The following is a 12696-nucleotide window of genomic DNA, read 5'->3' on the forward strand; positions in this document are numbered from 1 at the left end:
GGGTTTCATCTTCCGCCCCTTCCCCTGTGGCGCGTTGACGACTATCTTGGGCGAGCCATGCAGTTCCATCTATCCACTTTAAGCAGCACCAAAGCGCACCAAAAGAGTGCGCAAGGTCACCCCATGACAACGTGCAATTCGTTACAGGTCCAAGCGTTCAACACCGCCGATGTCGCCGAACAAGTCCGTGCCACACCGGGCTGGGTCCAGCATTACCAACAGATGTCACCGGGGCATTTTGCCGGGCAGATCCGCTATCTGGATCTGCAGGGCGTCGAGGTCTATGAAGAGCAGATGAACACCCGGGTCGAGCAGAATTTCAGCGCGCCGTCGGGTGCTTTGGCGTTCTGTTTTGATCGCAGTGACAACGCGCTGTATCTGCTCAACGAAGAAAGCCGCAATATCTGGATCACCCCGGAGAACTACCAGGAAATCGCCGTGGTGTTCGGTCCGGAGTTTGTCCGTCAGCACGGTCTGAATGTGGCGAAACTCGAAGGGTTGTTCATGACACAACTCAATTGCGGACAGAACGCTCTGTTCAGTCGCTGGTTAAGCTCCACTCTCACGAAGTTGTCGCAAGCTGTTGATCTGTTTGATAAAGATGCGTTGACGCAGCAACTCTTGGAAGACTGTTTGTTCATTCTCGATAACGCTCACACCAGTCTTGATCGCGGCGGATTACAGCGGCGCAGCGAAGAGCGGATGATCATTAAACGCGTTGGAGAGTGGGCGGCGGATTCGCCGGAAGACACGGTCAATCTGCTTGAGCTGTCGCACGTGGCCGGCGTGCCATTGCGACAATTGCAGCAGGCGTTCAAAGCCTACACCGGGATGACCCCTAGCCATTGGTTGCGCCTGCGCCGGTTGAACAGTGCACACCGTGAATTGCTCAAGCGCCGGCCGACGGAAACTACGGTTGCCGAGGTGGCGATGCAGTGGTCGTTCTGGCATTTGGGAAGGTTTTCCAGCAGTTACCGGGCGTTGTTCAAGGAGTTGCCGAGCGAGACGCTGAAACGCTCACCAGTGATTTGAACTGACAGCGCCCTGTTTCCCGGGCGCGCAGCTTTTCTGCCGGTTTCGATTGTTACGGATTCTTGCTGACAACCTTCGCTGCGGTGACTGGATACAGCGTCAACAAGCTGTGTTTGAGCAATACAACAGATCCTGCGAGCAAAACTGCATCCTTGATCAGAAAACTGGTTGCGCCGCCCATTGCCGGAAAGCCGCCGGCAGACGCTTCCCACGCATCCGGGGTGGTCAGGATCAGGGTGAGCGTGGTCAGGTAAGTGATCGCAGATCCGGCCGAGGCCCACAGCGATACCCGGGGAAACCAGGCGCCCACAATCAAACCGAGGCCAATGGCCCATTCGGCTACACCCAAGGCATAGCTGGCCCCCTGAATTCCGAACACACTGTGCATCCAGCTCAGTAGAGGGCTGTTGCCCAACAGAGGAATCAAGCCTTCAGCTTCGTACGCAAACCATTTGCTATAGCCAAAGATCGCGAAGATCAGTACGAGCGTCCAGCGCATCAATCTGATCTCGAAGTCATTCGAAAGCAGGCGGGACAAAGTGCAAGTGTTCATGGTTGTTCCTTTTCTTTGAGGTGATGACACCCGCTAGAGAAGGACGCGTTGCAAAAATTACAGCCCGACGCAGACTAGAGCGCGACAAAAAACAGGCTGCTTGCGCGAAATTTTGTTGCAGGCCGACATCAATGGGCAAAAAGACCTTTGTGTCAGCGTTGAAGTTAAATAGAATCAGTCTCATTTGAATTCTTACTTCGCGCAGGGCCTCTTGAGATGACTGAAGCAGCGACGCCATCGGAGCAGAGCCTGCATGAGTTGTACCGCGATCATCAGGGCTGGCTGGAAACCTGGTTGCGGCGGCGCATGGGCAATGCGTGGGATGCGGCGGATTTGAGTCAGGACACCTTCCTGCGCGTGCTGTGCAGCGCTCAGCCGATTACCGATATGCGCGAGCCTCGGGCGTATTTGCTGACTGTCGGCAAACGCCTGCTGAGCAACTTCTACACACGTCGCAGCCTGGAAAAAGCCTACCTCGAAGCCCTCGCGCAATTGCCCGAAGAATGCGTGCCGTCGCCCGAGCAACGTTGGGTGCTGCTGGAAACCCTGCAAGCGCTGGATGAGTTGCTTGATGGTTTGCCCCGAGCAGTGCGCCGGGCGTTTTTATGGAGTCAGCTTGAAGGCCTCGGTTACCGCGAAATCGCCGAGCGCCTGCAGGTCTCCGAACGCACCATAAAACGTTATATGGCGCAGGCTTACGAGCATTGTTTGATGTTGGATCTATGATGCGCGTATCGTCCAACTCAGAAGCGCGCGAAGTGGCTCGTGCCGCCGCGCAATGGTTGGCACTGCTCGAATCGGGCGACGCCACGGATGCTGATCACGCGCGCCTGCAGTATTGGCGCAACAGCGACAGTCGTCACGAGAACGCCTGGCAGAAGATTCAACTGCTGCGCCAACGCTTTTCCGCGGTGCCGGCGGCGTTGGCCATGGCCACGCTGGATCGTCCGGATCTGGAACGTCGTGCCGCGCTGAAACGTGCGCTCGGACTCGCCGCGCTGGTGCCAGCAGCGTGGCTGATCAGTCGACAATTGCCGATGGATGCATGGCGTGCCGATCTGCACACCAGCACTGGAGAGCGCCAGCGTTTGTCGTTGGGTGACGGCAGTTCGTTACAACTGAACACCGCCAGCGCAGTGAACGTCGATCTGCCGGCACGGCAATTGACGCTGGTGCGTGGCGAGATAGCACTCAACGTGCCGGGCAGTTCGGCGCTGACGATCAACGCACCTTACGGGCGAATCATCGTCAGTCGCAGCGAGGTGTGCGTGCGTATCAATGAGCGTGACTGCAACGTTTCGGTCGTCAGCGGCAAGGTGCAGTTACAACCGTTGCACGGGGCGGCGCTGGTGTTGAATCAAGGTCAGCAGGTTAGCCTGAAAGCATCTGGTTCCGGTTCCGTTACAGCGTTCGATGCGCTGATGCCGGGTTGGCGCGACGGTGTGTTGATGGCGCAAAACCAACCGCTGGGGGATTTTTTGCGCGAGCTGAGTCGCTATCGTTCGGGCTTGTTGCGCTGGGATCCGGCCTTGGAAACGCTGCGCATCACCGGCAGTTTCCGCCTCGACAATACTGATCAAATCCTCACACTGCTCGCGGCCAGCTTGCCGATCGACGTTCATACGCGTACACGGTTCTGGGTGTCTCTCACGCCTCGAAACATTCCCTCCTCAGAAAAAACTGGCTGAAGCCTGTCCCTTTTTTTCGCCTCGCTGGTCATTCCAGGCAAGTGAACAAAATCGAGAGCTTCTTCCAATGCCCGCAGTATTCCCAAGTCGTTTGCGTCCGTTGTTGCAGTTGAGCCTCCTGCTGAGCCTGAGTGCCAGCCCTGTGTTGATTCAATCCAGTTGGGCCGAAGACGCCGCTCGGCGCAGTTACCAGGTGCCGGCCGGTAGTTTGAGTGCAGCACTGACCCGCTTTGCCGGGTTGGCCGGGGTCAATCTGTCGGTCGATCCGGCGCTGGTCAGCGGGCGCAACAGTAATGGTTTGTCCGGCGAGTTTGGCGTGGAGGAGGGGTTTACCCGGTTGTTGCTGGGCTCTGGCTTGCAACTGCAACCGCTGGGCGATCAGGCTTACACCTTGGTGCCTGCAGCGGAGGGCAGCAGCCTGCAGTTGGCGCCGACGTCGATCCTCGGCGCCAGTGATTCGACAGGCGCCGATTTATTTGCCGGAGGGCAGGTAGCACGACGCGGTTCGCAGGGTTTGCTCGGGTCCAAGGACTTCATGGAAACCCCGTTCAGCATGACCACCTACACCAGTGAAACCGTGAAAAACCAACAGGCGCGCACGCTGGGTGATCTGATTGCCAGCGACCCTTCGGTGCGCGCGACCAACCCGGCCGGGGGCCGCTATGAGCAGTTCACCATCCGTGGCTTCAGCCTGTTCAACAGCGACGTGGCCTATAACGGCCTCTACGGTGTGTTGCCGACTTACACGATCGACATGGAAATGGCCGATCGCGTCGATATTCTCAAAGGCCCGAGCCAGCTCATCAACGGCATTTCGCCGCGGGGCAGTGTGGGCGGGGGGATCAACGTGGTGCCCAAGCGCGCTAGCGATCAGCCGATCACTTCACTGACTGCCAATTACGCGTCGAATAATCAGGTCGGTGGAGCGGTGGATGTCGGGCGCCGGTTTGGTGAGGACAACCAGTTCGGCCTGCGTTTCAACGGCGTCAAGCAGTCCGGTGATACCGAGTGGGATCATCAAAGTGTCGACCGTGACATGGCCGTGCTCGGCCTGGATTTTCGCGGTGAGCGCTTGCGACTTTCGACCGATATCGGCCACACCGAGCGCGATACCGACGCACCGCAAGAGCGCGTACAAGTCGCCGCCAGTGCCAAGGTTCCGAGCGCAAATAGCGTGCATCGCAATTACGCGCAACCGTGGAGCCAGGCGAAAACCGAGGACACCTTCGGCACAGTCAACGCCGAGTTCGACGTCAATGATTCGGTGATGCTGTACGGCGGCGTCGGCGCGCGCAAAAGTAATCATGACTTCTTGCGCCACGCCGTTTCCGTCACCAACGATGCCGGTGATTTCAGCGTACTGCCGCGCGACTTCACCCGCGACGAGAATGTCCGTACCGCCACGGCCGGTGTGCGCAACTGGTTCCACACGGGGCCAGTGAGCCATGAGGTCAACCTCGCGGCCAGCTACTTCTACATGGATTTCGAGAACGGCGGCGCGCGTTACGCGGCAGGGCGCAGCAACCTGTATGACCCGGTTGAAACAGCAAAACCCGGCACGCCGACACGCAATGACGCCAAGGTCTATACCGAGAACCGCTTCAGCGGCGTGGCGTTGTCCGACACCCTGGGCTTTTTCGACGATCGATTGCTGCTGACCCTCGGTGCTCGCTGGCAGCGGGTGAAAGTCGACGACTGGAGCGATGACGTAAAAGGCGACACGGCTTACGACGAAGAAAAGGTCTCGCCATCGGGCGGGATTCTGTTCAAGGCCACGGACCGATTGTCGCTGTACGCCAACTACATGGAAGGCCTGAGTCAGGGCAAGATCGCGCCGTCGACCTCGGTGAACGAAGATGAAATCTTCCCGCCGTTTATCAGTCGGCAGGTCGAGGTGGGTGCCAAGTACGACGCCGGCTCGTATGCCTTGACGGCAGCGGTGTTCAGGATCAAACAGCCCGCTTATGAAACCAACGCAACGACCCGAGTCTTCGGACCCAACGGCAAGCGACAGAACGACGGCGTGGAATTGAGCGTGTTCGGCGAACCGCTCAAAGGCTTCCGTTTGCTTGGCGGTGTGATGTACATCGACAGCGAATTGACCAAGACCACCAATGGCACCTTCGACGGCAACCGGGCGCCGGCGACGCCGAAATACAACGTCAATCTGGGCGCAGAGTGGGACGTGCCGACTGTGCAGGGGCTGACGCTGACAGCGCGGGGCATCTATTCGAGTTCGCAGTACCTGGATCAGTCCAACGACAAGGAAATCGATTCCTGGGAGCGCTTCGACGTAGGTACGCGGTATGCCTTCAAGGTCGATGAGAAAACCGTCACCTTGCGCGCCAATGTCGAAAACGTACTGGATAAACGCTACTGGAGTTCGGCAGGCGCTTCGGACGACAGTGAGCCAGGATTGACGTTGTCGACACCGAGAACTTATCTGCTTTCAGCGACGGTGGACTTCTGATTCCACTCGGCAAATCGAAAGCAATCGGGAGTGCTATCAGCGAGCTGACCCACTCTCAGAGTGATGTCCTGACCACCAATGGACAGTCAACGCGCTGGGTTCCCGATAGCTCCAGGGTTTCGATCAGATGCCGTGCAGCCTGGCGCCCAATTTCGTAGTACGGCAATTGCACGGTGGTCAGCGGCGGGATGAACAACTCGGCAATGCCGATCATGTTGTCGTAGCCGAGCACGGCGACATCGTCGGGAATTTTCAGGCCACGCCCCAACAACAGTTGATAGGCACAAAAGGCGATACGGTCGTTGCCACAGATCAGAATATCGAATTGGGGACGACCATCAATGACATGCCGGTCGAGGATGGCGGCTGTTTCACTGTAGGCATCATGATCGGAAAGGTCATATTGCAGGAGCGTTTCAGGCGCCAGTCCGAATGCCTGACAGGCACGCTGCAGACCTTGTTGTCGCAGCCCCCATGCCAGACTCTGTTTCGGCAGATTGATACACAGAGGACGTTTGTAGCCGAGGCTCAATGCGTGGTGTACGGCGCGATACTGGCCCATTTCGTCGTCGGGTACATAGCTGACGAGGCTGCTGTCATCTGCCAGACAATTGGCGAGCACCAGAGGCTTGCTCTTCAAGCGCTCGGGAATGCTGACCTGGCGAAACCCCATGGCGCTGAAGATCAAACCGTCCGGACGGTGCGACAGCATCAGGTCGATGTTCTGGTCGGTGGGCGGGTTGCTTAGCAGGTTGAGGATAAAGACATTCCAGCCAGCTTGCTGCGCAGTCTGTTCAATGGACAGCAGCAGCTCGACCGCGAAGGGCGTGGTCGCAGTGTCCAGCGCGAACACGCCGATGGTGCGCGACTGCAGGTTGTCACCGCGCATCTTGCGCGCTGACAGGCTGGGTACGAATTGCAGTTCATCAATGGCACGACGCACCCGTAGAAGGGTTTCGGGGCTCAGTTTTTCCGGAGTATTGAGCGCTCGAGACACCGTCATCAGGGACACGCCGGCCAGCTGTGCAACGTCTTTCACTGAAGTCATGCGAAGTGCGGCCGGTCAGGTTGACGCAGAATCATGACACAGGGCCCGGGCCTCTCGCGACCCGAATGACGCCGCTCATGACCATCCCGAACCGAGCGGCCATGCCTTGGCAATCGAGACGCGTCCGCCACTCCCACTGGCCATCAGCTTCACGCCCAGACTGTCGGAGCGCGGATAGAGGCGACTGCTGAGGCTGAAGCGGCCGTTTTCGTCGAACACTTCGATGGATGAGCGATCAAGAAACACGCGCAGTTCCAGGCGCTCTTGTGTCGGGTCTATCGCCACGCTGCGCTGGCCGGTGACTTGCGCACCCGAACGGCTGCGATCAAGCACCAGGCGCTGCAGTGACGGATCATAGTAGAGCAGGGTTTCTTCACGGCCATCGTCGCTGCAGCGCAAGGCGACTCCCAGGTGGCCGTCAGTGCAGCCGAGCAGATCCAGATGCACATGGAGTTCGAGCATATCGCCCTTCATATCCTGTACCCAGCGGCTTCCCGACGCTTCCCACCACGGCGTCCCCGGCAATTGCGTCATTCGCAGCGCGCTGAGCTCCCGTGCCGGATACACGCAAAGGCGCTCGGCGCACAGTTCCAGTTCGCGTGGCAATCCGAGCATGCCGCACCAGTGATGGGCCTGGCTCGGCATCGGGCTTTCCCACATGTCCAGCCACGCCCATACGAGGCGCCGACCATCGGCGGCCAACAGCGTCTGCGCCGCATAGAAATCGTGGCCGTTATCCAGCTCGATAAAAGGCCCGCCGGTGAAGTGCCATTGGTTGTCGAGATGGCCCACTCGATAACCGGTCTGGTACTTGTTGAGCCGGTCATAACCGTCGGCTTGCATACCTTGCGGTGAGTACAGCAGCACATCGCGTCCATTCAGTCGAAACAGGTCCGGGCATTCCCACATATAGCCATCGCCCTCGCTGCCGGCGGACACATAGTCGAGGAATTCCCAGGCGTGCAGATCCGTGGAGCGGTACAACGGCAGCAGCGGCCTGTCGCCCAGACGTGCGCCGGCAATCAGGTACCAATGGCCATCTTCCTGCCAGACCTTGGGATCGCGGAAATGCATGATGGCGTCTTGCGGCGCGCTGTCGATCACTGCGCCGTGTTTGACGAAGCGGATGCCGTCGTTGCTGGTTGCCAGGCACTGGACCTGTTTGATCAAGCGCTCGTCACCCACTTCGCCCAGCCAGGTGTGTCCGGTGTAGATCAGCGCCAGGGTATCGCCACAGACCACGGCGCTCCCGGAAAAACAGCCGTCGCGGTCGCAGTCATCGCCGGGTGCCAGCGCAATGGGCAGGTGCTGCCAATGCACCAGATCGGCACTCTTGGCGTGGCCCCAATACATCGGCCCCCATTTCGCGTCGAAGGGGTGATGCTGATAGAACACGTGGTACTCGCCACGGAAGTACACGACCCCGTTCGGGTCGTTCATCCAGCCTGCCGGCGGGGCAATATGATAACCGGGTCGATAATCCTCGATGACGCGGGACTGGCTGTCAGCCAGTGCGCGCTGCGCAAGGTCAAGGGTCGAAGGCATGTGATCGCTCGCGGTATTCAAAGACAAGGTCATAGGGCGTGTGCTCGGACTGAGCGCAGAGAGAGGTCATCTGCCACGGACTCAATGGCGTGCGGGTGGCGCTTCAATGCCGTGCCGTCGCTGTCGAACAGGTGGATCGTGTCGATGTCCAGTTGCAGCTCGACCCGATCGCCTGCCTGCCAACCGGCGTTGACTTCACAACGACAGATCAGTGGCTCGTCCTGCCCGGTATCGAGGTGCACATAGGTTTCACTGCCCAGGTATTCGACCCCGGTCACAACGACGCCAGCCGTTCCCTGCGCCGCCTTGAGCGACAGGTGTTCCGGGCGAACGCCCAGGCTCAGCGCGGCGTCTGCCGCCAGGTTCGAGCTGTCAAAGGGCAGGGTGGTGATCCCCAAAACGGCAGCATCGACCAGGCTGGTTTCGCCCGGCGCCTGCAGGCGTGCCGGCAGGAAATTCATTTTCGGCGAACCGAGAAAACCGGCGACAAAGCGGCTGGCCGGGCGCTCATACAGTTCGCGCGGTGAGCCGACCTGCTCAATATGGCCGCCATTGAGCACGACAATTTTGTCGGCCAGGGTCATCGCCTCCACCTGATCGTGAGTGACGTAGATCATGGTCGAGCCCAATCGGTCATGCAGTCGGGCGACTTCGTTGCGCATCTGCACCCGCAAGGAGGCATCCAGATTGGACAGCGGCTCATCGAACAACAGAATGTCCGGCTCCCGCGCCATGGCCCGGCCCATGGCCACACGCTGACGCTGCCCCCCAGACAGTTCTTTTGGTTTGCGTTGCAGCAGTTTGTCCAATTGCAGGATTTGCGCGGTTTTAAGTACGCGCTCGCGCAGGCTGGTCTTTTCAGTCTTGGCCAGTTTTAGACCAAAACTGATGTTGTCGTAGACGCTCATGTGCGGGTACAACGCGTAGGACTGAAACACCATGCCGACGCCACGTTCGCGCGGTTCGAGGTCGTTGACCCGCCGCCCGTCGATCAGCAGATCACCGGCGCAGATAGAATCCAGCCCGGCGATCAGGCGCAGCAGCGTCGACTTTCCGCAGCCCGAAGGACCGACGAACACCACGAATTCACCCGCCGCAATCTCCAGGCTGATGTCGCGAAGAATCCGCACTCCGCCCAATTGTTTGCTCACGTTGTCCAGTTTCAATTTGATCACGATGCGGTTCCTTGTCTTTATTGGGCATCAACCCTTTAACGCGCCGGCAGTGAGACCGGAAACGATTCGGCGCTGGAAAATCAGCACCAGAATCACCAGTGGGACGGTGACCAGCACCGAGGCAGCCATCAACAAGCCCCAAGGCAACTCATGGGGGCTGCCGCCGGAAATCAAGGCGATGGCCACCGGCACCGTGCGTTGGCTGTCGGTGAGGGTGAAGGTCAGGGCAAACAGAAACTCGTTCCACGCGGCGATGAAGGCCAGCAAACCAGTGGTGACGAGGGCTGGCCAGAGCAGCGGCAACAGCACGCGGGTCAGCGTCACCCAAGGCGACGCACCATCCATGATTGCCGCTTCCTCCAGTTCATGGGGCAGTTGTCCCATGAACGTGGTCAGCACCCAGACGGTGAAGGGCAGGGTGAAAATCGTGTAACTCAGGATCAACGCCCACGACGTGTTGTACAGGCCCAAGGCGCGGATCACTTCGAACAGTCCCGACAGCACCGCGACCTGGGGAAACATCGACACGCCAAGCACCATCATCAACACCGTGCCACGCCCACGGAATTTCACCCGGCCCAAGGCATAAGCAGCGGTCAGGCTGAGGAAAAGCGCCAGGGTGACCACGCACAGCGCAACCACCAGTGAATTACCGATTGCTCGCAGGAACGAGGCCTGGTGGAGGACCGCAGCGTAATTGGAGAAGTCAGGATTTTCGATCCAGTAGCTCACCTCGAACAAGGCGCTGGAGGGCTTCAGCGACGTCACGATGGCGTAGTAGAACGGGAAAACCGCATACAGCAGCAAAACTCCGATCAGGCACCAGAATCCGAGGCGCAACAGCGCTTTTTTCAGCAGGCGCGGGCTCATGCGCGGACCTCCAGTTGACGGCGTCCGAGGTAGAGGTAAAGCATGGCGATCACCGCGACCACGAGAAACAACAGCGTCGACGCCGCGCTGCCGTAACCGACATCCTGGAACTCCACCAAGTGCTGGCGGGCATACACCGACATGCTCATGGTGCTCGACGAGTTCGAGGTCAGCACATAGATGACGTCGAATACCCGCAGCGAATCAAGGATGCGGAAGATCGCCGCCACCAGCAGTGCAGGCATCAACAGTGGCAGGGTGACGCGCCAGAACACCTTCAGCGGATGAATGCCATCGACCCTGGCCGCTTCGTAGCAATCGCTCGGCAACATCTGCAAGGCCGCCAGCATCAACAGCGTGACAAAGGGCACGGTCTTCCAGACGTCAACGATGATCACCGCCCACATCGACAGGTCCGCTTCTGCCGTCCAGGCCAGAGGCGCGTCAATCAGACCGAGGCTGAGCATCAGGTGATTGATGATGCCGAACTGATCGTTGAGCATCCATGACCAGATCTTCGCCGAGACAATCGTCGGAATCGCCCACGGAATCAGAATCAACGCCCGCACCAGAGAACGGCCGGTGAACTTGATGTTCAGCAGCAACGCCACCAACAACCCCAGCACGACCTCCAGTCCCACCGAGACCACCGTGAAATACAACGTGTTGCGCACCGCATTCCACCACTGTGGATCGACGAGGATGCCCGACCAGCCGGAACCGCTGAACGACAGATAATTGCTCACGCCTATGAAGGTTGCGCCACCGGTATCCGCCAGGCTGGCGTCGGTCAGGCTGAACCAGAATGTGCGCAGCAGCGGCCACGCAGCCACCAAGGCCAGGCAGACCAGCATTGGCGTCAGAAACAGCCAGGCAGCGCGCACCCGGCGACGTTGTACAGGCGTTTCCCTCGTCAGCAGAAGTTCGTCAAAGGGGGCATGGGTCGTAGAGACAGACATGGTGATTTCCTTCCTTGTGGCTTACCAGTTCCGGCGTTTGATGCGCGTGAGTTCGCTTTCCAGTTCGGCCAGTGCCTGATCGACGGGCAACTCGCCGGCCAGCACGCCATGCACCCGATCGAAGAACGCATTGGAGACCCGTGGATAGCGCTCGGCGGTGATGGCGGCGGGGCGCATGACCCCAGCGTTGAGAATGCTGTGCAACTGAGCGTAATAAGGCATGGCCGCGAGCAACTCGGGATCTTGATACAGCGACTCGATCACCGGGTTATAGCCGCCTTTCAGCGCGCGACGTTTTTGCTCTTGGGCACTGCTCAGGTAGCTCACCAGCTCGGCGGCAAGTTTCGGATGCGTGCTGTAACGCGATACCGCCAGGCCCCAGCCACCGAGGGTAGAGGCATGCTCGCCGGTCTCGCCGCCGCGGGGCAGGGGAGCGACGCCGACCTGGTCTTTTACGGCACTGTCCTGGCTTTGCACCAGGGCCCAGACATAAGGCCAGTTACGCATGAACAGCGCATTGCCTGACTGGAATACGCCACGTCCTTCTTCCTCGGTGTAATTGAGCACGCCACGCGGGGAGATATCTCCGACCCAGCTTTTCGCCAGGGTCAACGCCGCTCTAGAGGCCTGGCTGTTGACCACGATGTCGCCGCGCTGATTGATCAGTCCGCCTTGCGGCTGACTGCTGATCCATTCCAGCGCATTGCACGTCAGCCCCTCGTAGGCACGTCCCTGAAAAATATAACCCCAGAGATTGGCGTTGCCGGCGTTGCGCTCGGCCTGTTGCACATCCCTGGCGGTAGCGGTCATTTCCTCCCACGTCTGGGGAACCTGTTTGTTGTATTTCTCAAGCAAGTCCTTGCGGTAATACAGCAGCCCCGAGTCGGTGAACCACGGCATCGTCACCAGCCGGCCGTTGACCGTGGCGTTATCGACCTGAGCCTGGAAGTAGCCTTGGGTCGCGTTGGCGGGAAGCACCTCACGCAGATCCATCAGGTGTTTGGCCAGCATCCCCGGCCACACCATATCGATTTGAATGATGTCGATGTCGGTGGACTGCGCACTGAGGATCTGCTGGTAGAACGACAACCTCTCGGTTGCCGAGTTAGGCGTGGAGACCACCTCGACGTTGTTGCCAGTCTGTTTCGACCATGTCTCGACGGCCTCTTTGCACAGTTGCAACTCCGCACCCACCGCACCGCACGAGATCGTCAGATCGGTTGCGTTCGACACGGATGGAAGTGCGGCAGACAGGGTGAACAATGCGACTGGCAGGAGCGATTTCAGGTGTTTCATCGAGCGTCCTTTATTTTTGTTTTTAGAAAAGTTAACGTTAACATCGCCAAATGTAGCAGC

11 protein-coding genes are annotated in these 12696 nt (G+C 59.1%); 4 read left to right on the top strand and 7 right to left on the bottom strand.

Annotated features, from left to right (window positions below; translation table 11 throughout):
* Positions 1 to 123: 123 nt before the first annotated feature.
* A complete protein-coding gene (locus ACI514_RS10485; protein ID WP_405123737.1) occupies positions 124 to 1032 on the top strand; it encodes a helix-turn-helix domain-containing protein in 909 nt (302 codons plus the stop codon).
* A 52-nt stretch (positions 1033 to 1084) separates the two neighbouring features.
* On the opposite strand, the gene ACI514_RS10490 is transcribed toward ACI514_RS10485, so the two are convergent.
* A complete protein-coding gene (locus ACI514_RS10490; RefSeq protein ID WP_160057927.1) occupies positions 1085 to 1585 on the bottom strand; it encodes a YkgB family protein in 501 nt (166 codons plus the stop codon).
* Positions 1586 to 1801: 216 nt separating this feature from the next.
* On the opposite strand from ACI514_RS10490, the gene ACI514_RS10495 reads away from it, so the two are divergent.
* The 3 genes from ACI514_RS10495 to ACI514_RS10505 all read left to right on the top strand — a co-directional run bounded on the left by ACI514_RS10495 (position 1802) and on the right by ACI514_RS10505 (position 5743).
* Positions 1802 to 2311 (top strand): sigma-70 family RNA polymerase sigma factor, encoded by a 510-nt coding sequence (locus tag ACI514_RS10495; protein WP_160057926.1) that lies wholly within the window; start codon positions 1802 to 1804, stop codon positions 2309 to 2311.
* Complete coding sequence (locus ACI514_RS10500; RefSeq protein ID WP_160057925.1) at positions 2311 to 3273, top strand: FecR domain-containing protein; 963 nt, start codon at positions 2311 to 2313, stop codon at positions 3271 to 3273. Before ACI514_RS10495 ends, ACI514_RS10500 begins: the two co-directional genes overlap by 1 nt.
* Positions 3274 to 3340: 67 nt before the next feature.
* Entirely contained in the window at positions 3341 to 5743 is a 2403-nt protein-coding gene (locus tag ACI514_RS10505; protein WP_405123738.1) for a TonB-dependent siderophore receptor, read from the top strand.
* Between the two features lie 55 nt (positions 5744 to 5798).
* Here ACI514_RS10505 and ACI514_RS10510 read toward each other — a convergent pair whose 3' ends face one another.
* From ACI514_RS10510 to ACI514_RS10535, 6 genes are all read right to left on the bottom strand, one after another.
* Positions 5799 to 6791 carry a LacI family DNA-binding transcriptional regulator gene (locus ACI514_RS10510; RefSeq protein ID WP_405123739.1) on the bottom strand — a complete coding sequence of 331 codons (993 nt, stop codon included), beginning with the start codon at positions 6789 to 6791 and terminating at the stop codon, positions 5799 to 5801.
* Positions 6792 to 6866: 75 nt separating this feature from the next.
* The gene (locus tag ACI514_RS10515; protein WP_405123740.1) at positions 6867 to 8369 is read right to left on the bottom strand and encodes a glycoside hydrolase family 32 protein; all 1503 of its coding nucleotides are present in this window, start codon (positions 8367 to 8369) and stop codon (positions 6867 to 6869) included.
* Entirely contained in the window at positions 8366 to 9511 is a 1146-nt protein-coding gene (locus ACI514_RS10520; protein WP_405123741.1) for an ABC transporter ATP-binding protein, read from the bottom strand. Before ACI514_RS10520 ends, ACI514_RS10515 begins: the two co-directional genes overlap by 4 nt.
* Positions 9512 to 9538: 27 nt before the next feature.
* Complete coding sequence (locus ACI514_RS10525; RefSeq protein ID WP_007910217.1) at positions 9539 to 10381, bottom strand: carbohydrate ABC transporter permease; 843 nt, start codon at positions 10379 to 10381, stop codon at positions 9539 to 9541.
* Positions 10378 to 11340: a carbohydrate ABC transporter permease gene (locus ACI514_RS10530; RefSeq protein WP_405123742.1), complete on the bottom strand. Its 963-nt coding sequence runs from the start codon at positions 11338 to 11340 to the stop codon at positions 10378 to 10380. Before ACI514_RS10530 ends, ACI514_RS10525 begins: the two co-directional genes overlap by 4 nt.
* A 21-nt stretch (positions 11341 to 11361) precedes the next feature.
* A complete protein-coding gene (locus ACI514_RS10535; RefSeq protein ID WP_405123743.1) occupies positions 11362 to 12636 on the bottom strand; it encodes an ABC transporter substrate-binding protein in 1275 nt (424 codons plus the stop codon).
* Positions 12637 to 12696 lie beyond the last annotated feature (60 nt).

The sequence above is a fragment of the Pseudomonas sp. M20 genome (assembly GCF_045037865.1).
Classification (GTDB): domain Bacteria; phylum Pseudomonadota; class Gammaproteobacteria; order Pseudomonadales; family Pseudomonadaceae; genus Aquipseudomonas.

Coding starts and splice junctions, on each gene's coding strand:
- ACI514_RS10490 (WP_160057927.1), bottom strand. CDS start 1,585: ATGAACACTTGCACTTTGTCCCGCCTGCTTTCGAATGACTTCGAGATC.
- ACI514_RS10535 (WP_405123743.1), bottom strand. CDS start 12,636: ATGAAACACCTGAAATCGCTCCTGCCAGTCGCATTGTTCACCCTGTCT.
- ACI514_RS10525 (WP_007910217.1), bottom strand. CDS start 10,381: ATGAGCCCGCGCCTGCTGAAAAAAGCGCTGTTGCGCCTCGGATTCTGG.
- ACI514_RS10510 (WP_405123739.1), bottom strand. CDS start 6,791: ATGACTTCAGTGAAAGACGTTGCACAGCTGGCCGGCGTGTCCCTGATG.
- ACI514_RS10530 (WP_405123742.1), bottom strand. CDS start 11,340: ATGTCTGTCTCTACGACCCATGCCCCCTTTGACGAACTTCTGCTGACG.
- ACI514_RS10515 (WP_405123740.1), bottom strand. CDS start 8,369: ATGACCTTGTCTTTGAATACCGCGAGCGATCACATGCCTTCGACCCTT.
- ACI514_RS10495 (WP_160057926.1), top strand. CDS start 1,802: ATGACTGAAGCAGCGACGCCATCGGAGCAGAGCCTGCATGAGTTGTAC.
- ACI514_RS10485 (WP_405123737.1), top strand. CDS start 124: ATGACAACGTGCAATTCGTTACAGGTCCAAGCGTTCAACACCGCCGAT.
- ACI514_RS10505 (WP_405123738.1), top strand. CDS start 3,341: ATGCCCGCAGTATTCCCAAGTCGTTTGCGTCCGTTGTTGCAGTTGAGC.
- ACI514_RS10500 (WP_160057925.1), top strand. CDS start 2,311: ATGCGCGTATCGTCCAACTCAGAAGCGCGCGAAGTGGCTCGTGCCGCC.